Origin of the sequence: Streptomyces sp. NBC_00536 (assembly GCF_036346295.1) — a bacterium.
Lineage (GTDB): Bacteria > Actinomycetota > Actinomycetes > Streptomycetales > Streptomycetaceae > Streptomyces.
In genome coordinates, this window is record NZ_CP107819.1 from 3646579 (window position 1) to 3668713 (window position 22135).

The following is a 22135-nucleotide window of genomic DNA, read 5'->3' on the forward strand; positions in this document are numbered from 1 at the left end:
AGCAGCCACACCATGCCGGACGACGACCGCATAACCGTCGACTTCGCCACGCTGCGCAGGCTGTCGGGCGAGCTCGAAAGCATCCTCAAGACGCTCAACGAGAAGCTGGACGGCCTCTACGAGCGCGCCACCAAGGTGGTGCTGAGCTGGGACGGCGAGGCGCGCGACGCCTTCGTCGACGAGCTCGACAAGTGGGACCGCTCCGCACAGGACCTCGTCGCGGCCCAGGCCTGGCTGCACGAGGTGGTCGTCAAGGGCCACCTCAACTACGACGCGGCCAACCGGTCCGTGCTCCGCGGCTGGGGCGGTGGCGCCTGATGGCCGGACCCACGGGCCCCGCGCAGCCGCCCGGCGGCGCGGGCACCATCGACGTCAAGCCCAGTGACCTGTGGCGGGTGTCGGGCCACATCGCGCAGCAGCAGGGCATGATGCACACGGGCGCCAAGAATCTCGTGACGGGCCTGGAGAAATACCCGGACGCGGGCGGCGCGGGCACGGAGGCGGCCCGTTTCTCCCAGGCCTACATGAAGACCGGCAACCGCTGGCTGGAGGTCTGGGGCAAGGGCGTCCTGAGCATCGGCGGCGCCGCCGTCGGCTTCACCGAGACCGCCAACGCCTACTCCCAGGCCGACGCCGCCGCCCACCCCAAGCCGGGCCAGGCCGCCGAGACCCGCCCGGTGCCCGCCGTCACGGACAAGACCCCGGACTACGGGAAGATCCCCGACCTCAAGTGGGGCGACGACGACGGCGGCGACGACTTCATCCGCAGCGTGCTGGAGATGATCCCCGAGGCCGTACGGAGCATCCTCCAGCCGGTGCTGAAGAAGGCCCTGCGCATCGGCCGCCTCGCCGACGTCTTCCCCGAACCGCAGCAGCACTACCTCAACTCGCTGTCCCAGACCTGGTCGAACACCACGATGTGCCTGGGCCAGGTCTCCGGCGCGCTGACGGCCGAGGTCTCCACCATCACCAATCCGCAGCAGGCGGACTGGGAGAACGCGATGAAGACGTTCTGCAGCGCGGTGTGGGGCACCTCCGCCTGGGGCAAGACCCAGCAGGGCTACCAGTGGGCGCACAGCTCCGGGCACGGCCCGAGCGCCACGCCCACCGGCAGCCAGCCCGTGATGACCGTCCTCTTCGACACCGCGATGGAGATCAGCAACATCCTGCGCGAGTACGCGGAGGCCGCGGTCAAGCTGAACCACGAGATCTGGGAAGAGTTCGTCAAGGCCGCGAAGAAGGCGGCCAAGGAGGTCCTGGAGGACGTGGACCTCAAGGACGGCTTCAGCATGAAGGACGTCAAGGGCCTGGCCAAGGGCCTCGGCAAGGCGGGCAAGATGCTGCTCGACTTCGACGTCCAGCTCGTCCTCAAGCTGGACACGGCCGCCATCAACCGGATCGTCGACACCTACACGACCACCCTGAACGGCCTCACCACCCGCGTGGACAACAAGCTCCCCGCCCTGGACGAGGCCTACCTCAGCGCGCCCAAGTTCGAAGCGGGCGTCGCCCGCGCGCACGGCTTCGGCGCCCGCGCGCTCAACGAGTTCAAGCACGAGCAGAAGTGGACGGTCCAGGGCCCCGACGGCACGCAGGTCTTCGACCTCGCGAGCAACGAGTACCTGGGCGGCGGCCACACCCTCGACAAGCACGTCGGCAAGACCGACGAACAGCTCGCCCAGCGCCTGCGCGACCAGGCCGACCCGCCGACGCCCTCCTGGCCGTACAACAAGCCGAAGATCGGCGGCTCCTCGTCCTTCACGGACTACGCGCACGCCCAGTCGCTGACGGAGTACAACCTCAACAACCGCCGCTCCGACATCTCCGCCTGGCTCACCGGACCGCCGCCGCCCAGCGACGGTTCCACGAAGGACTTCACCAGCGCCGCGCCGAACGGCGAGAACAGCGGGCGCTACGTCTCCAAGCAGCCCGACCCCGCCCATCCCGGCAGCGGCTACAAGGACAACGGCCTGAACGCCAAGGCGGTCGACGTGAAGAACGTCAAAACGGTGCTCCGCTACGACTCCCGGCTCGATCCGCCGTACATCATCTACACATCGATGCCCGCACCGTGACGGCCCCGGACCACCCGATCTCCTTGGACAGCACCCCATGAACGCACCCGTACCCGTACCCGGAGCAGCGGCGGACTCGGAATCCCACACGTGGGAGACGGCCCTCCTACGCCTCCTCGACGACCCGTACGTCTTCGCCTCCACCGGCCCCCGGCAGCACCCCGGTGCGGACTGGGCCGAGGACGTCCTCGCCGTGCTGCGCCGCGAGAACGCCGACCCGCGGGGCTGGGCCGGCCTCGACTGGGACCGCGACGGCGAGGAACGCGCCGCCGTCGGCCCGTCCTTCCCCTTCCGCGCCGACCTCACCGCAGCCGGGCTGCGCGCGGGCCTGTACCCCGTCGACCGCGCGTCCGCCACCGACCTGCTCGCCTCGTTCACTCAGGAGTGGACCTTCGAGGTGACCCCGCTGTACGCCCGTACGCCCGCGGAGCTGGAAGCCGTACGGGAGGACGCCCGCACCCTGCTGCGCCGCTACGAGGGCGCGGAGGCCGGAGACACGGGCACGACGTACTGGACGACGTCCCCCCTGGCCCGCACGACCACCACCCCCGACTTCCTCCAGGCGCGCCTGGCGGGCGGCGGAACCCGCTGCACCGACTACGTCGAGGAACTGGGCCTGATCGTGCTCACGCCGTCCGAAGCGGCCGTCTTCTGGTCATTCAACGCACTCTGACAACGCAAGGTGATCCCCCTCCCCACCCCTCCAGGAGACAATGAGGCCATGCTCACCAGATCCGCCAGCTACCCCGACAGGGAAACCGCCCAGTGGGCCACCCAGCAGGTCGTGACCGCCAACGAGCAGGTCATCCACCGCTGGCTGGCGCAGGGCACCCGGCGGCGGCTCGTCATCGAGGCCGCCTGGCCCTCCCGCGAGGCGCCCGTCGGGCGGGTGCTGCTCGAAGCGATGCTGCTCGCCGGGCGTGACCCGGTCGACGTCCGCGCGGCCCGTGTCGTACTGCGGCGCGAACCGGCCGGCCCGCACGGGTTCGTCGTACAGACCACCGTCCCGATCTACCTGTAGAGGCCGTCCCCGTGTCCATGAAGCCCCTCGAACACGACCGGCGCTACGGCGAGCTGGACCAGGTGATGCGCGCCTACCTCGGCCAGGCCGCCGACGACACCCCCGAGCGGCGCAGCACGGCCCTGGACGCCTACCTCCGCCACACCTGGCACACCCGCCCCTGGGCCATCGCCGAGGCGGAACGCCAGCTGCGCGAGTACAGCCGTACGCCCCCGGGCCGGCTGCGCCTGAGCCTCGGCGAGTTCTACGCGGTCCCCGACACCGGCATGCCGGAGTCCGCCATCGGCGCGTGGCTGCTCGTCCTCGCCGACCACCTCAAGGCGAGCGTCGAGAACGGCGAGGTGCCCCCGCCCGCCCTGCCGCAGACCCACTGGGAGTGGCACGCCCGCTTCCCAGAGACGGGTCAACTCCTCGGCGGCTGGTTCTCACAGGACATCGTGGACGAGTTCGACGACCACGACGCGGCGATCGCGGACTACGCCGCGACCACCCACCCCCACGTCATCGCCCGCCTGGTGGGCGAACTGAACGAACTGGCCGCCCTCCCCCTGGAGGACACGGACTACGCCGTGGCCGTAGCCGAACTGGGCATGGAGGTAGGCGTCCCCGAACCCTTCTCCTACGGCATGTGGCTCAGCCTGGTAGCAGCCGACCTCACGGCGTGAGCGGGGGCTTTCCTGACCGGGCGGCCGTCACGGCGGGCCGGTGGTGGTAGGCGGGTTTCACGCACCGGGGTCGGGGAGGTTCCGGGGGCTGCCCGCCAGTTCAACTGTCTCTTCGTGCCGGGTCACCCTGTCAAGGGCGCTCCCTGCGGTCGCGTCGCTACGCGATGGCCTTCGGCCACCCTTGACAGCGCGCCCCGACACGAAAAGCCAAGAACTGTCGGGCGGCCCCCGGGGGAAGGCATGGGGACAGGGGCCCACTTCCCAGGGGTGGGATCGGGCCAGCCATGGCCCGGGTGCGGCCAAGCCGCGCCCTTCGGGCGGACAGACGACAAGCGCGCGAGCAAATCGCTACGCGCTCCTCTGCGAGCGGCGTCCGCGGCCCGTTTGGGGCTGGTGGCGGTGCGGGAAGGCCGAAAGCTCGGCCAGACGAGCATGGAGTCGGGTCAAGCCACCCCCGACACTCAACACCCCTCCAAAATGCCCATTTTGTAGCGCTTTGGACCCCCCACTTTGGGGCGGACGGCCGACTCACCCGTCTCCACCTCGGCCTGACCGAAGTCCGAGCCACAATCAGCCCGCAGACGCCGCTGTGACCGGGACTGTGTAGCGATCTGCCCGCGTGCTTGTCGTCTGTTGCTTGTCCGCCCGGAGGGCGCGGCTGGGCCGCACCCAGACCCCGGGCCGGTGATCAAGATGTGGCCGATGGGACCAGGTCCCCCATGCCTTCCCCCGGGGGCCGCCCGACAGTTCTTGGCTTTTCGTGACGGGGTGGTCTGTCAAGGGTGGCCGCAGGCCATCGCGAAGCGACGCGACGAAGGAGCGCCCTTGACAGGCCGCACCGGCACGAAGAGACAGTTGAACTGACGGGCAGCCCCCGGAACCCCACCGACCCCGGACGCACAACGCGATGGCTCACGCGGCGCAGCCGCGCCCCGGCAGGGCCAAGGCGACGTACGGGATCGTGGCGCCGTCCAGGAGATACGTCTCGACCTCCTCGAAGCCCAGCGCGCGGGCGAAGGCCAGGCCCTCCGTGTTGCTCGCCAGGACGACCGTCTCGATGCCCGCGCCGCCCAGGGTGGCCGCCACGTCGAGGCAGCGGGCGTAGAGGAGGCGGCCGAGGCCCTGGCGGCGGTGGGGCGGGAGGATGCGCGCGATCACCGTAACGTTCGGGGTCTCGTCGTCGGGGGGACGTACCGTCGAGCAGCCGACGGCGACGTCGTCGACGTACGCCACCTCCAGCCGGTACCGCCGCCTGCGTTCCCGCAGTACGTCGAGGGAGAGCGGGTCGGTGGGGATGATCGTGTTGTGGACGTGCTGCCAGTCCGCGAGGGTCGCGTCGTCCTGCGGGCTGATGAAGCGAAGGTTCGGCATGGGGTTCAGGGGTATCGCCTGCCGAGTTCCCTACGCAAGCGACTTGCGCGCGGCCTTCGCCGCCGCCTTGACCGCCTTGCGCTCCTTGCGTTCGGCGCCGATGCCGCCGAAGAGGGCCAGGCCGGTGACCCTGACGCGCGGGGAGCCGGGGGTGCCGGGGCCGCTGGCGCGGTCGCCGAAGCCGCCGAGGATGCCGATGCCCTTGACCTGGCACTCCAGGTCCGGGGGCACGACCACGGACATGCCGCCGAAGAGGGCGAAGCAGCGGATGTCCACCTCGGCCTCCTCGAAGTGCGCTTCGCGCAGGTCGATGACCCCGCCGCCCCAGAGGGTGAAGGCGGTGAAGGTCCGTCCCACCGTCCAGTGGCCGCGCCGGGCGAAGCCGCCCCAGACGGCGAAGGCGCCGGACGAGGTCGCCTGGCCGCCCATCCGCTCGGGCCAGCCGCTCGCCACCCGGGCGGGCGCGGCGGCGGAACGGGCCTCCGCGGGGAGGTCGCTGATCAGGGTGGCCAGTTCGCCGCGGGTACGGGCCTTCAGCGCGGAACCGAGGCGTTCGTCGAACTCCTCCATGTCGAGGCGGCCTTCCGCGACGGCCTGCCGGAGGGTCTCGGTCACCTCTTCGCGTTCGGCATCGGAGGCGCGCATCTCGGGAAGGTTGTTCGTCATGTACACAGCCTAAGGAGAGAGGGTGCCAACAAGCCACCTGGCCACCCCGGCCAGTCCGCTCAGCCCGCTCAGTCCGCGTACAAGGCCTCTATCTCCCGCGCGTAGCGTTCGCTCACCGCCTTCCGGCGGAGTTTCAGCGTCGGGGTCAGGGCGCCCGACTCCACCGTGAACTCCCGGTCCAGGATGTGGAAGGCGCGGATGCGGGCCGGGCGGGAGACCGACGCGTTGGCTTCGGTCACCGCGGCCTCGACCAGGGCGCGGACCGCCGGGTGCGTGGACGGCGTACCGGCGAGGTCGAGGCCCTCGCGGGCGGCCCAGGCGGTGATCTCCTCGGCGTCCAGCGCGATCAGGGCGACCGGGTGGGGGCGGTGGTCGCCGATCATCACCGCGCGGGAGACGAAGCGGGAGCGCTGGATCGCGAACTCCACTTCCGTCGGCGTGATGTTCTTGCCCGATGAGGTGATGATCAGTTCCTTCTTGCGGCCCGTGATGCTCAGGAATCCGTCCTCGTCCAGGGCCCCCAGGTCGCCCGTGTGCAGCCAGCCCCCGGGGTCGACGGTCTCCTTCGTGGCGTCCGGGTTGGCGTGGTAGCCCGGGAAGACCATCGGGCCCCGGGCCAGTACCTCGCCGTCGTCCGCGATCCGCACCTCGCAGCCCGCGATGGGCCGCCCGACCGTGCCGTAGCGGACCGCCGCCGGGTGGTTGAGGCTGATGACCCCGCCCGACTCGGTCATCCCGTACCCCTCGAAGACCGCGATCCCGCAGGCCCGCAGGAAGTCCAGGGTCGCGGGCGCGATGGGCGCGCCGCCCGTGAGCGCCCACCGCAGCCGCCCGCCGAAGGCGCCCCGGACCAGGGAGTAGAGGGATTTCTCGGCCGCCTCGTACGCGTCCCGGGACTCCTCCGGCAGTTCGCCGTCCGCCGCCAGGACGCCCAGGCGCACCGCTTCCTCGAAGCGCGCGCGGCCGCCCTCCTGCGCTTCGGCGAGGGAGAGGACCACGGAGTGCAGTTTCTCGAACAGGCGTGGCACGGAAGGGAGATGAGTCGGGCGGGCCTCGGCGAGTTCGGCGATGACGTTCTCGATCCGGCCGCCGAAGTACGCCAGTTCCCCGCCCTCCAGCAGGGTGGTGAACTGGATCAGCTGGGCCAGCAGGTGTGCGAGCGGCAGGTAGAGGTACGTCGAGTCGCCCGGGCCGCCCTTGATCAGCGGGAGGGTGGCGTCCTGGATGGCGCCGAGGTTGCCGTGGGTGAGGCGGCATCCCTTGGGGAGGCCGGTGGTGCCGGAGGTGTAGACGATCGACGCGTCGTCGTCCGGCCCCACGGCCGCCGCCCGGGCGTCGAGTTCGCCCTCCGTCGAGCCGGCCGCCGCGCCCGCGAAGGAGGAGAGGAGGGGCGTGGGTCCCTGCTGGTCACTCCCCTTCCCCTCCAATTCCCCCGGGTCCATCAGCACCACCTCACGGAGCCCGGGCAGCCCCGGCAGCCCCGCCCGCAGGGCCGTCACCCGCGCCGCCTGCGTCTCGTCATCGCAGACGACGACCACCGACGCCGAGTCGGAGAGCACCCAGGCCAGTTCCTCTGCGCCCGCCGTCGGGTACACCGGCACCATGACGGCGCCCGCCGCCAGTACCCCGAAGTGGGTGTACGTCCACTCCGGCCGGGTTTCGGCGAGTACGGCGACCCGCTCGCCCGGCGCGACCCCGAGGGCCAGCAGCGCCCGGCCCACCTCGCCGACGCGGGCGTCCAGTTCGGCGTACGTCCGGGTCTGCCAGGCGCCCCCGCGCCGGAAGCGCAGGGCGGTCTCGGGCCCGTACCGACGGGCGGTCCAGCGGGTGAACACCGCCAGCGTGTCCGGTCGTACAGCGTCCATCGGGATCGCCTCCAGGGCGGTACGTCGTCGGATACGTCATCGGTACGTCGTCGGGCACGCGGCCGCGTACGGCTGCATACGGCCGCGTACGGCCGCGTACGGATGACGCTAGGCAGGCCCTCGCCCCCGGCGGCATGACCGGAAGCGTCACCCCGGCTGACCGCAGCGCTCATTGCCGCTACCGTCAGGGCCATGGGGAGGCGGACGGTCACCGTGCACCACGTGCGCGCCGTGCTCGCCGGCGCGCGCGGCGCGGGCGTCGACATCGTGCCGCTGCTGCAGGAGGCGCAGATTCCGCCGCTGCTGCTGGGGGACGACCGGGCGCGCGTCACGCCCGCGCAGTTCGCCCGGCTGTTCCGCGCCCTGTACCGGATCACGCAGGACGAGTTCCTCGGCCTCGCGACGGCCCCCAGCCGCCCCGGCACCTTCGCCATGATGTGTCACGCCGCGCTGGGCTGCCGGGACCTCGGGGCGGCGATCGAGCGCGGCGCGGCCTTCTACCGGCTCTTCCCCGGCGGTCCGGAGCTGGACCTCGAAGTGAGCGGCGGCCAGGCGCGGTTCAGCGTCCACAACGACTTCGGCCGGGACGAGGAGCGGTTCCTCACCGAGTGCCTGCTCGCGATCTTCCACCGGCTGTGCAGCTGGCTGATCGGGCGGCGCATCCCGCTCGCCGACGCGGCGTTCGTCTATCCCCCGCCGCCGCACGAGGACGAGTACGGCCTGCTCTTCGACTGTCCGGTCCGCTTCGGGCAGCCGCGCACCGGGGCCGTCTTCGACGCGCACTGGCTGGCCGCGCCGCTCGTACGGGACGAGGCCGCGCTCGACGCGATGCTGCGGCGGGCCCCCTTCGACCTGCTGTCGCGCCCGGAGTACGGGACCACGGTCGCCGAGCAGGTGCGCCGGACGCTGAGCCACGAGCTGCGGGTGTCGCCGCGGCTGCCGGAACTGGGGGAGGTCGCGGGGCGGCTCGCGGTGTCCCCGGCGACGCTGCGGCGCCGGCTGCGGGCAGACGGGACCTCGTTCCAGCAGCTCAAGGACCATGTGCGGCGGGACGCGGCGATCGCGGGGCTGGCGGAGAGCGGGGAGCCGATCGCGGAGCTGGCGGCGCGGCTGGGGTTCTCCGAGGACACCGCCTTCCACCGGGCGTTCCGCCGCTGGACGGGCACCACCCCGGGCGCCTACCGCGCACACCCCGGCCCGGTGGACCGGGCGTAGGCGCTCTCTTTCGGGTGACACCCCCGGCGCGCCCGGCGCCGCGGGCGCCGGGATCGTGGGTGCGGGTCGGCAAAGCTGAGCAGCCCGGACAGCGACCTTCCTGCCGGTCGGTCACCACGGTCTCCTCACCGCCCCCACACGGACCCCTTGGGAGAGCCCCCCATGCGCATCCGAAGCACCGCGATCCGAAGCACCGCACTCGCCGCCGTATCCGCCCTGTCCCTGGCCCTGGCGGGCGGGATCCCCGCCACCACCGCCCATGCCTCGGCCGACGCGGCGCGGGCCGCCGACCGGCCCGGCGACGTGGTCGCCAGCGCCCCCTCGTCGTTCCGCCCGGCGCCGGGCCAGTCCACCAACACCAAGGCCTGGAAGATCCATTACCGCTCGACCACCGCCGACGGCGCCCCCAACGTGGTCTCCGGCACCGTGATCGTCCCGCAGGACGGCCGCGCCGGCCCCCGCCCCCTGGTCAGCTACGCCGTCGGCACGGTCGGCCTCGACGACTCCTGCGCGCCCAGCGACCACTTCCCCAACGGCACCTCCTCGGAGGGCAGTCTCATCCAGCGGCTCACCCAGCGCGGCTGGGCGGTGGTCGTCACCGACTACGAGGGCCTCGGCACCCCGGGCCCGCACACCTACGCCGTCGGCCCGTCGGAGGGGCACGCCGTCCTCGACGCGGCGCGCGCCGCCCAGCGGCTGCCGGAGGCCGGGCTGCCGGCCTCCGGCCCGGTCGGCATCATGGGGTACTCGCAGGGCGGCCAGGCCTCCAGCTGGGCGGCCGAGCTGCAGGGCTCGTACGCCCCCGAACTCCAGGTCAAGGGGGCGGCGGCCGGCGGGGTCCCGGCGGACCTGCTCAAGGTCATGGACTTCAACAACGGCTCCGCCGGCTCCGGCCTCATCTTCATGGCCGCCGCGGGCCAGGACGCGGCCTTCCCGGAACTGAACCTGGACTCCTATCTCAACCCGGCGGGCAAGACCTTCGTCGCCGGTCTCAGGACCCACTGCGCCGCGATCGACACGATCGGCGGCTCCTTCAAGCGGATCTCCGACATGACCACGAGGGACCCGCTGGCCCAGCCCGACTGGCAGACCCGGATGAACCAGTCCAAGCTCGGCCGGACCGCACCGGCCACGCCGGTGTACCAGTACCACGCGGTCAGCGACGAGTTCATCCCGTACGCCGTCGCCCAGCAGCTGCGCGCCGACTGGTGTGCGAAGGGCGCGAACGTCCACTGGCACGCGATCCCGGGCCGCGGCCACATCACCGGGGGGATCAGCGGGGCGGCCGCGGCGGGCAACTGGCTGGCCGACCGCTTCGCCGGGCGCCCGGCGGACAGCAACTGCTGAGCGTTCCGCGGTGGTTCAAGGCCCCGCCGGCCAGGGGACCTCAAGAGTCACCGGCGGGGCACGACATCGTCCCGCTCGCCAGCTCCCCCTCGACGAGGAAGGCGTTGACCCGCTCGCGCACGCACACCGAGTGGAAGTAGGCGGCGTGCCCGTCGCCCTTGTAGTCCAGCACCACCGCCGAGCCGAGCCGCGCCGCGGTCTCCTCGGTCCAGCGGTACGGGGTCGCCGGGTCCCCGCGCGTGCCGACCAGCAACATGCGCGGGGCGCCCGGCCGGTCGATGGCGCGCAGGAAGCCGCTGCCCGCGGGGCGTCCGTAGCAGGACAGGACCGTCATCAGCTGGTGCGGCCCGAAGACCGGTGAGGCGGCGCGGAATTCGGCCGCCCGGGCGTCGATCTCCTTCTCGATCGCGGCCGGACTGGCCTTCGCGTCACCCCGGTCGGGGTCGTCGGCGCAGTTCACCGCGATCAGCGCGGCCTCCATGTTGTCGGCGGGCACCGGGTGCGCCGCGGGCGCGGGGTTCGCCTCCGGGGGCGGCGGGCCGGTCGGTCCGCCCAGTTGCAGCAGCCCGGTGGGGTCGCCGTCCCGCTCGGCGGCCGCCAGGCCCTCGGCGAGCGAAGGCCAGGAATCCTGCGAGTAGAGCGCGCCGGCGATGGCCCGGGTGGCGTCCTGCCCGGTGAAGGGCGAGCCGTCCTCGCCGATCAGCGGCTGTGTGTCGAGGCGGGTGACGAGGGCGTTCACCTTCTCCTTGGCGGTGCGGGTGTTGGTTCCGTAGACACAGCCCTGCCGGCGGGTGCACCAGCGCAGGAAGTTCTCCAGTGCCTGCTGCTGCCCCTGGGCCGATACAAGTGCCTGCTCCACCAGCGGTTCGGTCAGCGTGTCGACCCCGTCGAGGACCATCCGGCCGACGCGGCGCGGGAACTGCGCGGCGTACACCGCGCCGAGCCGGGTGCCGTAGGAGAAGCCGAGGTAGTTGAGCTTGTCGTCGCCGAGCGCCTGGCGCATCACGTCCAGGTCGCGCGCCACGTGGACCGTCCCGATGTACGGGAGCACGGGGCCGGAGTGCTCCGCGCAGCGCTCGGCCACCGCGCGCAGGGCCGCGAGCTGCGCGGCGGGGTCGTCGCCGGTCCCGGGATCCTCGCCGGTCGCGGAGTCGTCGCCGGGGGCCGCGTCGAGGACGCCGCCGCAGCTGACCGGTGCGCTGTGGCCGACCCCGCGCGGGTCGAAGGCGACCAGGTCGTAGGACTCGCCGAGGTCGGCGAAGGCCTTGGGGTCGGCGGCGAGCGCCTCGACGCCCGGGCCGCCGGGCCCGCCGAAGTTCAGGAGGAGCGAGCCGAGCCGTTTGCGGCCGTTGGCGGGGATCTTGGCCATGGCTATCGAGAGCGTGCCCTTGGCGGGGTCGGCGTGGTCGAGGGGCACGGTGAGGGTGCCGCAGCGCAGGGCGGCGGGCGCGCCGGGCTGGTCCGGGCAGTCCCCCCAGCGGATGTGCTGGCCGTAGAAGCGGGCGAGGGCGGCGGGGTCGGGGCTCGGACTCGTGCGGGGGCCGGGCCCGGCCCCCAGCGAGGCCAGCGCCAGCACGGCGAGGCTTACGACAGCGGTACGGCGGGAACGGGACCGGTGCACGGCGCCCTCCTCGGCGGCTGCCCCCGGACCACCATAAGCGGGCCGCTCCGGTCCCGCCTGCGCAGGCGGAACGGCTGGTCACGGGCCTGCGCACGCCCCGGGGCGCTACTTCCGGTACAGCTCCTCGATCTCCCGGGCGTGGTCGCGGGCCACCGCCGCCCGCTTGATCTTCATCGAGGGGGTGAGGTGGCCGCGTTCCTCCGTGAAGTCGGCGGGCAGCACCGCGAAGCGGCGGATCGATTCGGCGCGCGAGACCAGCTTGTTCGCCTCGTCCACGGCCTTCTGCAGCTCCGCGCGCAGCTCCTCGTCGCGCACCAGCTCGGCGAGCGGCATCCGCTGCTTCTTGTGCATCAGCCGCCAGTGCGCCAGCCCCTCCGCCTCCAGGGTGATCAGCGCGGTGACGTACGGGCGGTTGTCGCCCACCACCATGCACTGGCCGACGAGCGGGTGGGCGCGGAGCCAGTCCTCCAGGGGCGCGGGCGCGACGTTCTTGCCGCCCGAGGTGATGATGATGTCCTTCTTGCGGCCGGTGATCGTCAGGTACCCGTCGGCGTCGAGTTCGCCGATGTCCCCGGTGGGGAACCAGCTGCCCTGGGGCAGGCCCGCGCCGCTGTTCCAGTACCCGGCGAAGACGTGGCGGCCGTGCAGCAGCACCTCGCCGTCGTCCGCGATCCGCACGGCGGTGCCGGGCAGCGGCCAGCCGACGGTGCCGAGGCGGGGCCGGAGCGGGGGCGTGACCGTACTGGCCCCGGTCGTCTCCGTGAGCCCGTACCCCTCGAACACCTCGATGCCCGCGCCCGTGTAGAAGGCGGCGAGGCGGCGGCCGAGCGGGGAGCCGCCGCTCAGGACGTAGCGCACCCGGCCGCCGAGCGCGGCCCGGATCCGCCGGTAGACCAGCGGGTCGTAGAGCGCCCGGGCGGCGCGCAGCCCGAGCCCCGGGGACGCGCCCTCGGCCAGTTCGCCGTAGCTGCGGGCGATGCGCGCGGCCCGGTCGAAGGAGGCGGCGCGGCCGAGTTTCTCGGCGGTGGCGCGGGCGGTGTTGTAGACCTTCTCCAGCACGTAGGGGATGGCGAGGAGGAAGGTCGGGCGGAATCCGGCGAGGTCGGCGAGCAGGTCGTCGGTCTGGATGCTCGGGGCGTGGCCGAGCTTGACGCGGGCGCGCAGGCAGCCGATGGCGACGGTGCGGCCGAAGACGTGGGAGAGCGGGAGGAAGAGGAGCGTCGAGGCGGGGTCCTTGCTGACGGACCGGAAGACGGGGTGCAGCAGGGCGACCGAATTGTCGGCTTCGGCAAGGAAGTTGCCGTGGGTCAGGACGCAGCCCTTGGGGCGGCCGGTGGTGCCGGAGGTGTAGATGAGGGTGGCGGCCGAGTCGGGCGCGCAGCGTGCGCGGCGCTCGTGCACGAGCGCGTCCGGGATCCGCTCACCGGCCTTGACCAGCCGGGCGAGGGCGCCGGTGTCGAATTCCCACAGGTGCGCGAGGCCGGGCAGGGCGACCCGTTCGCCGCTGATCACGCGGGCCTGCACGGTGTCCTCGACGGCGCAGGCGACGGCGCCGGAGTCCTCGATGATCCAGCGGGCCTGGTGGGCGGAGGAGGTGGGGTAGATGGGGACGGTGACCAGCCCGGCCGCCCAGCCCGCGAAGTCGAGCAGGGTCCACTCGTAGGTGGTGCGGGCCATGATGGCGAGCCGGTCGCCGGCCCGCAGGCCCTCGGCGATCAGGCCCTTCGCGACGGCGAGCACCTCGGCGGCGAAGGCGGCGGCGCTCACGTCGTGCCAGACGCCGTCACGGTCCTTGCGGGCGAGCACGGGCTCGCCGGGGGCCTGGAGGGCGTTGTCGAAGGGGATGTCCCCGAGGGTCCCGTGGGCGGAGGCGCCGACGAGCGCGGGCACCGAAACCTCCCGGACCACCCCGTCGATCACGGTCTTGACGGGTTCCACCAGCCGCGGGGGCTCTTGCTGCTCGTGCTGCTCGGTTTCCACGGTGCACGCTCCTCAGCCCGGCACGGATGTTACCGCCGGTAATCTACGCACCGGTAACCACGCCCGACCAGCCCCCGGACCCCTTTTTCACGCAGGCTCCACGCGGCCCCCACCCGGCAGACCGAGCATCATCACGTCACGCAGGTCCGTTCCCTCGCCCCATGGCCACGCCTCGGCGATCTTGCGGTAGCCCCACGCCCGGTAGGCGGCCGTCGCGGCCTTGTTCGCCGGCTGGACGTTCAACAGCACCCGCTCGGCCCCGATGCCGTCGAGCAGCGTCTCGTGCAGCCGCCGCGCGACCCCCTGCCCCCGCCACGGTCCGCGCACGGCGAGCTCGAAGAGCCCGAAGGTGCGGCGCCCGTCCTCGCGCCGCATCTCGTCGGACACGGGCTCGGTCAGCTCGTCCCACCACACGGCGTCGGGCTGAAGCGGATGGCCGTATGCCATGCCGATCGGCTCGCCCTCCGCGCTACGGGCCAAGGCGGCCCGGAAGCCGGGAATCCGAGCCTGCACATGGAAGCGCCGGAAGGCCGCGTCGACATCGTCAGCGGTCTCGTTGTACGGAGGCTCCGCGAACACTTCGGCGTAGATCACCTTGAACGCGTCCTCGGCCCGCACCGCGGCCGATCCGTCCAACCACCCTGTCTCGATGACCCCTTGCCGCGTCACGTGCTCCCCCTCGGCCTGATGAAAACGGTTGCCCGAGCGTTGCAGGAGGCCGAGGAAATCGGCAAGGCCATTCGCCTAGATGAGTCATTCCGAAGTGATCAGTGGTCGTAGTCGATCAGGGACCGTGTGAATGGCTGTCCGGTCTTGTGGTTGGCTGCGACAACCTGGCCGTCTGCGCGTCCCGGTCCCGGCCCGATATTGCCCGAACCCCGTGCCGTGTTCATGCCATCGATGTCATAATCGGACGTTGTGTGGACAACGCTTGCGCCGCTTATCGGCGTCCTGCTCGGCGGGCTCATGTCGATGCTGGCCCAACGCTCGGCAGGACGCGCCTTGGAACGCGGCGAGGCGCGCCGCAGTGTCCGTGAACTTGCCGAGGCGCGCCGCAACGAGCGTCTCACGCACCTCATCGCATTTCTGTCTGCGGTGCAGGAAGCAGAACGAGTCGCGGTGGATCGGTATCACCACAACCTGGCTGACGAGCAGTGGCAGGCCCGGGCAAGGCAGGTCCTTGACAGGGTGTGGGTGACGCAGAAGACGATCCACGTACTGTGCGCGTCCGAGGTCAGCGAAGCGGCACGCAGCCTCGCGTGGGCAGTACAGGAGGTGATCAGGAAGGGCCCCGAAGACCCGGGAGAGCCACAGGATGAGAAGGTCTGGGCGCACATCCATCCGAGCCGACAGGCATTCCTTGATCTCGTGCGCGACCAGCTAGGTTGAAGCCCCGGGGAGGGATTCGGCAGCTGCCGTGAGCGGCCCGGGACAAGCAGCACCAGCTCCGGCCTCCATTGTGCGGCGAGCGTCATCTACTTCGCCGGCTTCTCGAGGGACGCAAAGCCCGCCTTGGCGCAGTCAGCATGCATGTCCACGGGCCAGCAGCACGCCATCGAATGGCCCCTTGGCCCATCGGCAAGCTGAGCGCGATCACTTCGGAATGACTCGCCTAGGCGGCCGCCGACGCGGCCGATGCCCCGGGAGGACAGTCCCGGCAGCGGCCCGGGTGCGGGGCGCGGAAGGCCCGTTCGCAGCCGTCGCAGGTCTGGAACGGATCCGGGCGTACGGCGGCCCCCGCGGGCCCGGTGGTCCTGGCGGCCCGGGCTGGCGGGAGCTGCGGCGGGATCAGCGTCCGCAGCCGGTACCCGATCAGGGCCGCCGGGTGACGCAGATCTGCAGGCAGGTCCCCGGCCAGCAGGCGGCCCACGGCCTCGGGCTCGGCGCCACGGCCCAGCCACTCCACGACCCCGGGCGCGAGCTGCCGGATGGCCCGGTCAGGCAGCAGCAGCCGGGGATCCTCGACCCGCAGCCGCGCGAGCAGCTCGAAGGCCTCCTGCCCGATCTGCCCGGTGGGGGCGGGCTCCGGCGCGGGCGTGGGCTCGGGGGCCGGAGCCTCCGGGGCGGGCGCCTCCGGGGCGGGCGCGGGGGTCGGCGACGGCTCGGGGGCGGGATCCGGCTCCGGGTCGGCCGGAGGCTCCGGCGAGGGCTCCGGGCCCGGGTCAGTCGGCGGCTCCGGCTCGGGCCCCGGCCCCGGCCCCGGCCCCGGCCCCGGCCCCGGGGACGTGCCGCCGCGCGGCTGGTTGTAGGACACCGTACGGGTAACGACCTGGCCCGTATCCAGCCGGACCCGGGTGCGCTCCAAGTAGCCGTACGCCTCCAACTCCCGCAGCGCCGCCGCGATCCGCACCTCCCCCTCGGGGAACCGCTGCGTGAGCCGCTGGATGCCGATGCGCGAACCCTCCGGCAGCGACTGGATATGGGTGGCGAGCCCGATCGCCACCAGCGACATCTCCGCATGCTGGGCGAGATGATTGCCGACCACGACGAAGTGAGAGGCATGCCGCACGTTGACGTGGACGACACCGGATCGGGCGGTCCCGGCACGAACACGGGACGACACGCGCGAGGGCGCGCTAGGGTTCTTTGGAGCCATAGGGAAGCGGCTACTTCCTAGTTGGTCAGGCCCTCGTTCGGGATGCCAGTCCCGGCGGGGGCCGTCTCATGGTCTGATGTTGTGCGGCGAGCATATGCCCGCCAACCCACCGGAAATCCACCCCAGTTGGCAGAGTTCACCCATCCGAGTTACCGGGGGCCGGACGGGTTGGGGTTGGGTTGGGTTGGTTGGTTTCACCCAGTCCTTAAAGGGGTTACATCGGCCCCGACCGCATCGCGATTCCCCACGATCCAGGCCTCCCCACTCCAAGCCCCCACCCCGCATCGCGGATCCACGGAACCCGGTCGCCCCGGGTGTCCGCCTTCGCCTCAGTCGAGTTCCGCGAGCCTGTCGACCAGTACCCGGCCCTCGTGAGCCCCTCGCCGTAGAAGGAGCCCGCCCACCTTGTGCAGCTCGCCCCAAGCGTGCGGACGGCCGATCTCGGAGGCGTCGCCGATCACCCCGAGCGCCGTCGTCAGCGAAGCGTCGGCCTCTCCGGCACCCGCATAGGCGTGGGCCAGGCAGGCCCCGTACCAGGCCCGGTCGCGCCGGAACGTCGAGGTGAAGCCGGTCAACCCGAGCGTCAGATGGGTGACCGCGCTGCTCCACTCCTTCAGGTGCAGGTCGGCCATGCCGCGCTGAGCCGCGAACCAGGACTCGCCGTAGAAATACAGCCACGGTGGGGCGTCCGCGGCATTGGCAATGATCGACTGCGCCTCGTCCAGCCTGCGGTACGCCGCGCCCCCATCACCCTCAAGCGCATGGCCTCGGCCCGCCATCTGTACGGCCATGGCGCGCGTCACCTCGCTCGCTCCGGCAGTCGACGCGGCTGCCTCGCCGAGCCGAACACAGCGCCGGCCATTGCCCTGCGACCAGGCCATGTGAGCCTTCATGCTCATGGTGGTGGCCGCCATATCGCCGTATCCGGATTCCAGCGCCCAGTCATAGGACCGGTCGAACCAGCCCAGCGCCACAGACGCGTTGTCCTGGTCCTGCGCCATCCACGCGAGGAACTGCGCGTACTCGGCCATGATCTTCACGAGCCTGTCCGCGAGCGGCCCACGCGCCTGACCGTAGAGTCCGGCGACCGCCTCGAACTGCATGGCCACCACGGAATTCATGACGCGCGAACCCAACGTGTCCTCGGCCCGCCGATGTTCGGCCAGCAAACGCTCCATCGCCGCGAGCGAGGGCGCGTCCAGCCGCATTCCCGAAGCGGTGATCCGCCGTAGCCGCTCCGTCTCCGGATCAGCCACCAGGTGAGGCAGGACGAGCGAAGGCAAGGGCATCTCCGACGGGACTCCGCCGAGAAGTTCGGTCGGAATGTCCAGGCCGTCGATGATGCGCTGCCGGACCTCGATGGACGTCACCTCGCGCCGCCGGTTCTCGATCGCGGAGATGTCCGACTGCGCCAGGCCGATGAGAGCGCCGAGCTTGCTCTGGCTGCTGCGCGTCAGCTTGCGCCACGCCTTCAACAACGACGGCCAGTCCTCCGCCGCCGCGGCCGCCCGAAGCCCTGGGTGCACCCACAAGTCCAGCTCAGACTCCATGCTCGAAATATAGGACGGCCCTATAGGACGCGGCAGTGGATTGCCCCCAGGAACACCCGACATGGTGGTCGACGCCGGGGGGTGCACCCCCCACTGACGACGGTAGGGAGCATGGGCATGGAAGTACGCGAGGGCGGTCCGGCCGAGGCATTCGGACACGTCGGCCACCGGCTACTGCATCAGCAGGTCCGCGACCCGAAGTCCGACCGGGAGGGCGTGCTGATGGCCGTAGTCGAGGAGTACGTCGGCACGGTCGCCGGGACCCCGAAGCACACCCGGACCGCGTACGTCCGCGCGGCGAACGGCCTGGAGTTCACCGCGGCGCCCGACACCCTGGTCGCAGTCAGCCGGATCTGCGCCGCCTGCGACCGCCCCATCCACACTGGCGGGCGGGAGTTCATCCGGCACTCTGCATCCGGCGCCCGCCCCTCGGACTGGGTGCACGACCTCCACGACCCGTCGTGCAAGCCGGTACGGGCGGGCGCGCCGTGAGCCGGGAGTCGCGCCTCGCGCAGGAGGCGGCGTACGTACTCGCCCACGCCGAGCAGCCGCCGGACAGCGCGGTCACCGCGCAGTGGCTGGCGTACTTGAGCGACGGCGGCAGCCTCGTCGCCCACGGCGTGCGGTGCTTCCACTTCCAAGCCGAAGGCCGCCGGACCATGGAGGCCGCGGCCGCCCTGGCCGCATGGCACATCGCGACCCGCCTCCCCGACGGCTGGCCGAAGGCCATCGCCCTCGCCGAAGCGATCCACGCCCTCCTCGCCGAAGAAGACCAGCACCAGGCCCGGCGCCGCGCACGCCAGCAACAGTAATGTCCGGCCTCAATGGCCGGGGCCCGTGCCCTTGTCGAGGACGAGGTCGGCCGACCAGGCTTCGCCGAACTTGGTCTTGGTGCCGTCGGCATTGGTGGAGTACACGCCCTCCAGCGGAACCTTTTCACCCGCCGGTGAGGATTCGAGGATGTCGCAGACGTCGGCGACCGATGCCACCGGCGTGTCCTTCATGGTGGTCAGTACGTCCCCGGCACCCAGCTGGGCTTTGGCCGCTGGCGAGTTCGTCCGGGAGTCGATGACGAACACCCCGGTCACCCCGTCGGCGATCAGCTTCTTCTGGGCGTTCTCCGCGTCCGTCTGGTCCTTGGCCTCGACGTAGTACGCGCTGAGGTCCGGGTCGTCCAGCCCCACGAGGGTCCAGCCCGGGTCGTTCTTCACGGCCCCGTCGGCCAGGGTGTCGAGCAGGGGCCGGGCGTGGTCGCTGGTGATGGCGTAGAACTGCCCCTGTGTCTCGCCGGTGGAGGCCAGCACGTTGATCCCGACGACCTTCCCCTTGCTGTTGAGCAGCGGGCCGCCGGAGTTGCCCGGGTTTATGGTCGCGGAGTGCTCGATCGTGGCGGGATAGCGCGGGAGCGAGGTCGACGGTTCGGCGTTCACGATGCTCGGGTTCTGCACCGAGCCGGCCGTGTAGACGACCTTCTGGTTGGCATCGCCGAGCCCCGCCGGGTAGCCGAGCGAGATGACGGTGTCGGCCGTCTGGACGTCCTTGCTCGTGCCGAATTCCAGGGCCTTCAGATCGGGTGGCACCGAGGCGAACGTCAGGACCGCCAGGTCCTCGCAGGGGTCGATCCCGACGACGCGGGCCGGTGCCGGGGGTCGGTCCCCGACCGAGACCTTCAAGGAGGGCTCGCCCTGCACCACGTGGGCAGCGGTGGCGATGAGCCCCTTGCCCGCGTCGTAGACGAAACCGGTGCCCGCGCCGTACTTCCCCGTGACGAGCACGGTGGCAGGCGCCGCCCGTTCGTAGATCTTCTTGGGGTCGACCTGGTCCGCCGACGCGGACGGGCCGACCAGGGCCCCGAGCACCACTGTCGCGGCAATCACCACGCTGCTGCGCCGCACCTTCATGCGCACGCCACCTTCCGAGGACGGATCCCCTCCCTCAGGCTAATCCCGCCGCCCCGGGGTGTCCTGGCAAGCCCGCGGGCGCCGAACGCACCGCGGCCCCCGCCCGGACGGGGGCGGGGGCTGCGATGAGTGGGGTGGTGGCGTGAGGTGAGGGCGTACGGTCAGACGGCGACCGGGACCTTTTCCTCGGCCACGGCGGGCGCATCCGGCGCGTCAGCGGACGCCTCGGCGGACGGGAGTTCGTCCAGCGGGGAGGACGAGGCGGCGGCGTAGGCCGTGCGGTCCAGGATGCCTTCGCGGGCGGCGACGATGACCGGGACCAGGGCCTGGCCGGCCACGTTGGTGGCGGTGCGCATCATGTCGAGGATCGGGTCGATCGCCATCAGCAGGCCGACACCGGCCAGCGGCAGGCCCAGCGTGGACAGGGTCAGGGTCAGCATCACGGTCGCGCCGGTCAGACCGGCGGTGGCGGCGGAGCCGACCACGGAGACGAACGCGATCAGCAGGTAGTCACCGACACCCAGCGGCACGTCGAAGATCTGCGCGATGAAGATCGCGGCGAGCGCCGGGTAGATCGCGGCGCAGCCGTCCATCTTCGTGGTCGCCCCGAACGGGACGGCGAAAGACGCGTAGTTCTTCGGGACGCCGAGGCGCTCGGTGACCTTCTGGGTGACCGGCATCGTGCCGACCGAGGAGCGCGAGACGAAGGCCAGCTGGATCGCGGGCCAGGCGCCCTTGAAGAACTGGACCGGGTTGACCTTGGCGACGGTGGCGAGCAGCAGCGGGTAGACGCCGAACATCACGAGTGCGCAGCCGATGTACACGTCGGCGGTGAAAACGGCGTACTTGCCGATCAGGTCCCAGCCGTAGCTGGCGATGGCGGTGCCGATGAGGCCGACCGTACCGATCGGGGCGAGCCGGATGACCCACCACAGGGCCTTCTGGAGGAGTTCCAGGACCGACTCGGCGAGCGTGAGCACCGGCTGCGCCTTCGACCCCAGCTGGAGGGCGGCGATACCGGCGACGGCGGCCAGGAAGACGATCTGGAGCACGTTCAGCTCGGTGAACGGCGTGATGATGTCCTTCGGCACGATGCCGGTCAGGAAGTCGATCCAGGAGCCGTGCCGCTTGGGCTCCTTGCCGTCGGCGGCGGTGAGGCCGGTGCCCGAGCCCGGGTTGGTCAGCAGGCCGATCGCGAGGCCGATGCCGACCGCGATCAGCGAGGTGATCATGAACCAGAGCAGCGTGCGCGAGGCGAGGCGGGCGGCGTTGTTCACCTTCCGCAGGTTGGTGACCGACACCAGGATGGCGAAGAAGACGAGCGGGGCGACGGCCAGCTTGAGGAGCTGGACGAAGATGTCGCCGATCTTCTCCAGGGTGGTGGCCAGCCAGCTGATGTCCTGGCTGCGCGAGAGCCAGCCGAACAGCACGCCGAGCACGAGACCGGTGACGATCTGGGCCCAGAAGGGGAACTTGAAGGAGGACTTGGAGGAGGCCTTTGCGGGGGCCTCGGGGGTCGCGGACACGGACACTCTCCGGGTGGTGGTGGTGATGCGGTACAGCAGCCGGAAGATGGCCGGCCGGGACCGCTGCTGCCTACGTGCGCTGGATCAGCTGGATCAGCGACAGCAGCAACAGGCCGCGGACGCGCGGCGGCAGAGGTCGACGTGCAGGCGCGCCACGAGCAGGGTGCTCATGGCTTCGAAGGGCGCAGCTGACGTCAACATGTTGAACACGCTAACACTTATCCTTTGAGAATCTCAAAGGAGTGCTTTGAGCACTCAACACGAAAGCGCCCCGGCGCCGGGGTCATCCCGGCGCCGGGGCGCTTCGAACGAAGGAAGAGAAAGAGGAGAGAGAAGGTCAGTGCGCGCGGGCGGCGTCGTCCGCCGCGTCCTCCTGGGCACGGTTCTCGGCGAGCCGCTCCTTCGCACCCGCGACGCGTCCCGCGATCTGCTCCGACATCACGTCGCGCTGCTTGCGCAGCAGCACGAAGGAGAGCGGCGCGGAGAGCACCAGCGCGAGCAGGGCGACCCAGGCGAGGTTGGCCTTGCCGAGCGAGGACGGCACGACACCGACCTTGACCAGGGCCAGGACGAGGACGAAGCAGCCCACGAAGATGGCCAGCCGCATCGTCGTGTAGCGGATCGTTGCGCTCGGCTTGAGGGACACGGTGACCCCTTCTCTCTGTCTGCGTCGGCTGCGGGCGTCGGTACGCCCTGATACGTGCCCGTCCAGTGAAGCATGCCGGGCCCCCCGCCT

22 protein-coding genes are annotated in these 22135 nt (G+C 71.5%); 10 read left to right on the forward strand and 12 right to left on the reverse strand.

The features are described 5' to 3' along the window. Positions 1-12 precede the first annotated feature (12 nt). The 5 genes from OHS33_RS15755 to OHS33_RS15775 are packed head-to-tail and all read left to right on the forward strand — an operon-like array spanning position 13 to position 3761. Positions 13-318 carry a WXG100 family type VII secretion target gene (locus tag OHS33_RS15755; RefSeq protein WP_330331035.1) on the forward strand — a complete coding sequence of 102 codons (306 nt, stop codon included), beginning with the start codon at positions 13-15 and terminating at the stop codon, positions 316-318. Beyond that, positions 318-2075, forward strand: coding sequence for an RNase A-like domain-containing protein (locus tag OHS33_RS15760; protein ID WP_330331036.1), 1758 nt, complete (start codon positions 318-320; stop codon positions 2073-2075). Before OHS33_RS15755 ends, OHS33_RS15760 begins: the two co-directional genes overlap by 1 nt. 37 nt (positions 2076-2112) lie before the next feature. Further along, complete coding sequence (locus tag OHS33_RS15765) at positions 2113-2748, forward strand: hypothetical protein (RefSeq protein ID WP_330331037.1); 636 nt, start codon at positions 2113-2115, stop codon at positions 2746-2748. A gap of 48 nt (positions 2749-2796) precedes the next feature. Next, a complete protein-coding gene (locus tag OHS33_RS15770) occupies positions 2797-3096 on the forward strand; it encodes an RNase A-like domain-containing protein (protein WP_330331038.1) in 300 nt (99 codons plus the stop codon). A gap of 11 nt (positions 3097-3107) precedes the next feature. Beyond that, positions 3108-3761 carry a contact-dependent growth inhibition system immunity protein gene (locus OHS33_RS15775; RefSeq protein ID WP_330331039.1) on the forward strand — a complete coding sequence of 218 codons (654 nt, stop codon included), beginning with the start codon at positions 3108-3110 and terminating at the stop codon, positions 3759-3761. A gap of 912 nt (positions 3762-4673) precedes the next feature. On the opposite strand, the gene OHS33_RS15780 is transcribed toward OHS33_RS15775, so the two are convergent. From OHS33_RS15780 to OHS33_RS15790, 3 genes are all read right to left on the reverse strand, one after another. Further along, on the reverse strand, positions 4674-5132 hold the full coding sequence (locus OHS33_RS15780) for a GNAT family N-acetyltransferase (protein WP_330331040.1): 459 nt from the start codon (positions 5130-5132) through the stop codon (positions 4674-4676). A 30-nt stretch (positions 5133-5162) separates the two neighbouring features. Further along, positions 5163-5798 carry a DUF1707 SHOCT-like domain-containing protein gene (locus OHS33_RS15785; RefSeq protein WP_330331041.1) on the reverse strand — a complete coding sequence of 212 codons (636 nt, stop codon included), beginning with the start codon at positions 5796-5798 and terminating at the stop codon, positions 5163-5165. 68 nt (positions 5799-5866) lie between these two features. Then, complete coding sequence (locus OHS33_RS15790; protein WP_330331042.1) at positions 5867-7663, reverse strand: AMP-dependent synthetase/ligase; 1797 nt, start codon at positions 7661-7663, stop codon at positions 5867-5869. A 192-nt stretch (positions 7664-7855) separates the two neighbouring features. Here OHS33_RS15790 and OHS33_RS15795 point away from each other — a divergent pair, with 192 nt between their 5' ends. Both OHS33_RS15795 and OHS33_RS15800 read left to right on the forward strand, forming a co-directional pair. Beyond that, on the forward strand, positions 7856-8878 hold the full coding sequence (locus OHS33_RS15795) for an AraC family transcriptional regulator (protein WP_330331043.1): 1023 nt from the start codon (positions 7856-7858) through the stop codon (positions 8876-8878). A gap of 162 nt (positions 8879-9040) precedes the next feature. Continuing rightward, entirely contained in the window at positions 9041-10225 is a 1185-nt protein-coding gene (locus OHS33_RS15800; protein WP_330331044.1) for a lipase family protein, read from the forward strand. A gap of 40 nt (positions 10226-10265) precedes the next feature. On the opposite strand, the gene OHS33_RS15805 is transcribed toward OHS33_RS15800, so the two are convergent. From OHS33_RS15805 to OHS33_RS15815, 3 genes are all read right to left on the reverse strand, one after another. Then, positions 10266-11846, reverse strand: coding sequence for an alpha/beta hydrolase (locus tag OHS33_RS15805; RefSeq protein WP_330331045.1), 1581 nt, complete (start codon positions 11844-11846; stop codon positions 10266-10268). Between the two features lie 105 nt (positions 11847-11951). Further along, positions 11952-13826 (reverse strand): AMP-dependent synthetase/ligase, encoded by a 1875-nt coding sequence (locus OHS33_RS15810; protein WP_330331046.1) that lies wholly within the window; start codon positions 13824-13826, stop codon positions 11952-11954. An 87-nt stretch (positions 13827-13913) separates the two neighbouring features. Then, positions 13914-14462 carry a GNAT family N-acetyltransferase gene (locus OHS33_RS15815; RefSeq protein ID WP_330331047.1) on the reverse strand — a complete coding sequence of 183 codons (549 nt, stop codon included), beginning with the start codon at positions 14460-14462 and terminating at the stop codon, positions 13914-13916. A 282-nt stretch (positions 14463-14744) separates the two neighbouring features. On the opposite strand from OHS33_RS15815, the gene OHS33_RS15820 reads away from it, so the two are divergent. Beyond that, positions 14745-15215: a hypothetical protein gene (locus OHS33_RS15820; RefSeq protein ID WP_327364939.1), complete on the forward strand. Its 471-nt coding sequence runs from the start codon at positions 14745-14747 to the stop codon at positions 15213-15215. A gap of 223 nt (positions 15216-15438) precedes the next feature. Here OHS33_RS15820 and OHS33_RS15825 read toward each other — a convergent pair whose 3' ends face one another. Together OHS33_RS15825 and OHS33_RS15830 are read right to left on the reverse strand one after the other, a co-directional pair. After that, the gene (locus tag OHS33_RS15825) at positions 15439-16278 is read right to left on the reverse strand and encodes a helix-turn-helix domain-containing protein (RefSeq protein WP_330331048.1); all 840 of its coding nucleotides are present in this window, start codon (positions 16276-16278) and stop codon (positions 15439-15441) included. A 473-nt stretch (positions 16279-16751) separates the two neighbouring features. Continuing rightward, the gene (locus OHS33_RS15830; protein WP_330331049.1) at positions 16752-17972 is read right to left on the reverse strand and encodes a helix-turn-helix domain-containing protein; all 1221 of its coding nucleotides are present in this window, start codon (positions 17970-17972) and stop codon (positions 16752-16754) included. Positions 17973-18089: 117 nt separating this feature from the next. Here OHS33_RS15830 and OHS33_RS15835 point away from each other — a divergent pair, with 117 nt between their 5' ends. Both OHS33_RS15835 and OHS33_RS15840 read left to right on the forward strand, forming a co-directional pair. Beyond that, positions 18090-18464, forward strand: coding sequence for a hypothetical protein (locus OHS33_RS15835; RefSeq protein ID WP_330331050.1), 375 nt, complete (start codon positions 18090-18092; stop codon positions 18462-18464). Then, positions 18461-18784: a hypothetical protein gene (locus OHS33_RS15840; protein ID WP_330331051.1), complete on the forward strand. Its 324-nt coding sequence runs from the start codon at positions 18461-18463 to the stop codon at positions 18782-18784. Before OHS33_RS15835 ends, OHS33_RS15840 begins: the two co-directional genes overlap by 4 nt. Before the next feature lie 9 nt (positions 18785-18793). Here OHS33_RS15840 and OHS33_RS15845 read toward each other — a convergent pair whose 3' ends face one another. The 4 genes from OHS33_RS15845 to OHS33_RS15860 form a co-directional block, all read right to left on the reverse strand. Further along, positions 18794-19873: a S1C family serine protease gene (locus tag OHS33_RS15845; protein WP_330331052.1), complete on the reverse strand. Its 1080-nt coding sequence runs from the start codon at positions 19871-19873 to the stop codon at positions 18794-18796. Positions 19874-20034: 161 nt separating this feature from the next. Next, entirely contained in the window at positions 20035-21399 is a 1365-nt protein-coding gene (locus tag OHS33_RS15850) for a dicarboxylate/amino acid:cation symporter (RefSeq protein ID WP_330331053.1), read from the reverse strand. A gap of 93 nt (positions 21400-21492) precedes the next feature. Further along, entirely contained in the window at positions 21493-21570 is a 78-nt protein-coding gene (locus OHS33_RS15855) for a putative leader peptide (protein WP_330335068.1), read from the reverse strand. Between the two features lie 166 nt (positions 21571-21736). After that, positions 21737-22045 (reverse strand): DUF4229 domain-containing protein, encoded by a 309-nt coding sequence (locus OHS33_RS15860; RefSeq protein WP_330331054.1) that lies wholly within the window; start codon positions 22043-22045, stop codon positions 21737-21739. Positions 22046-22135 lie beyond the last annotated feature (90 nt).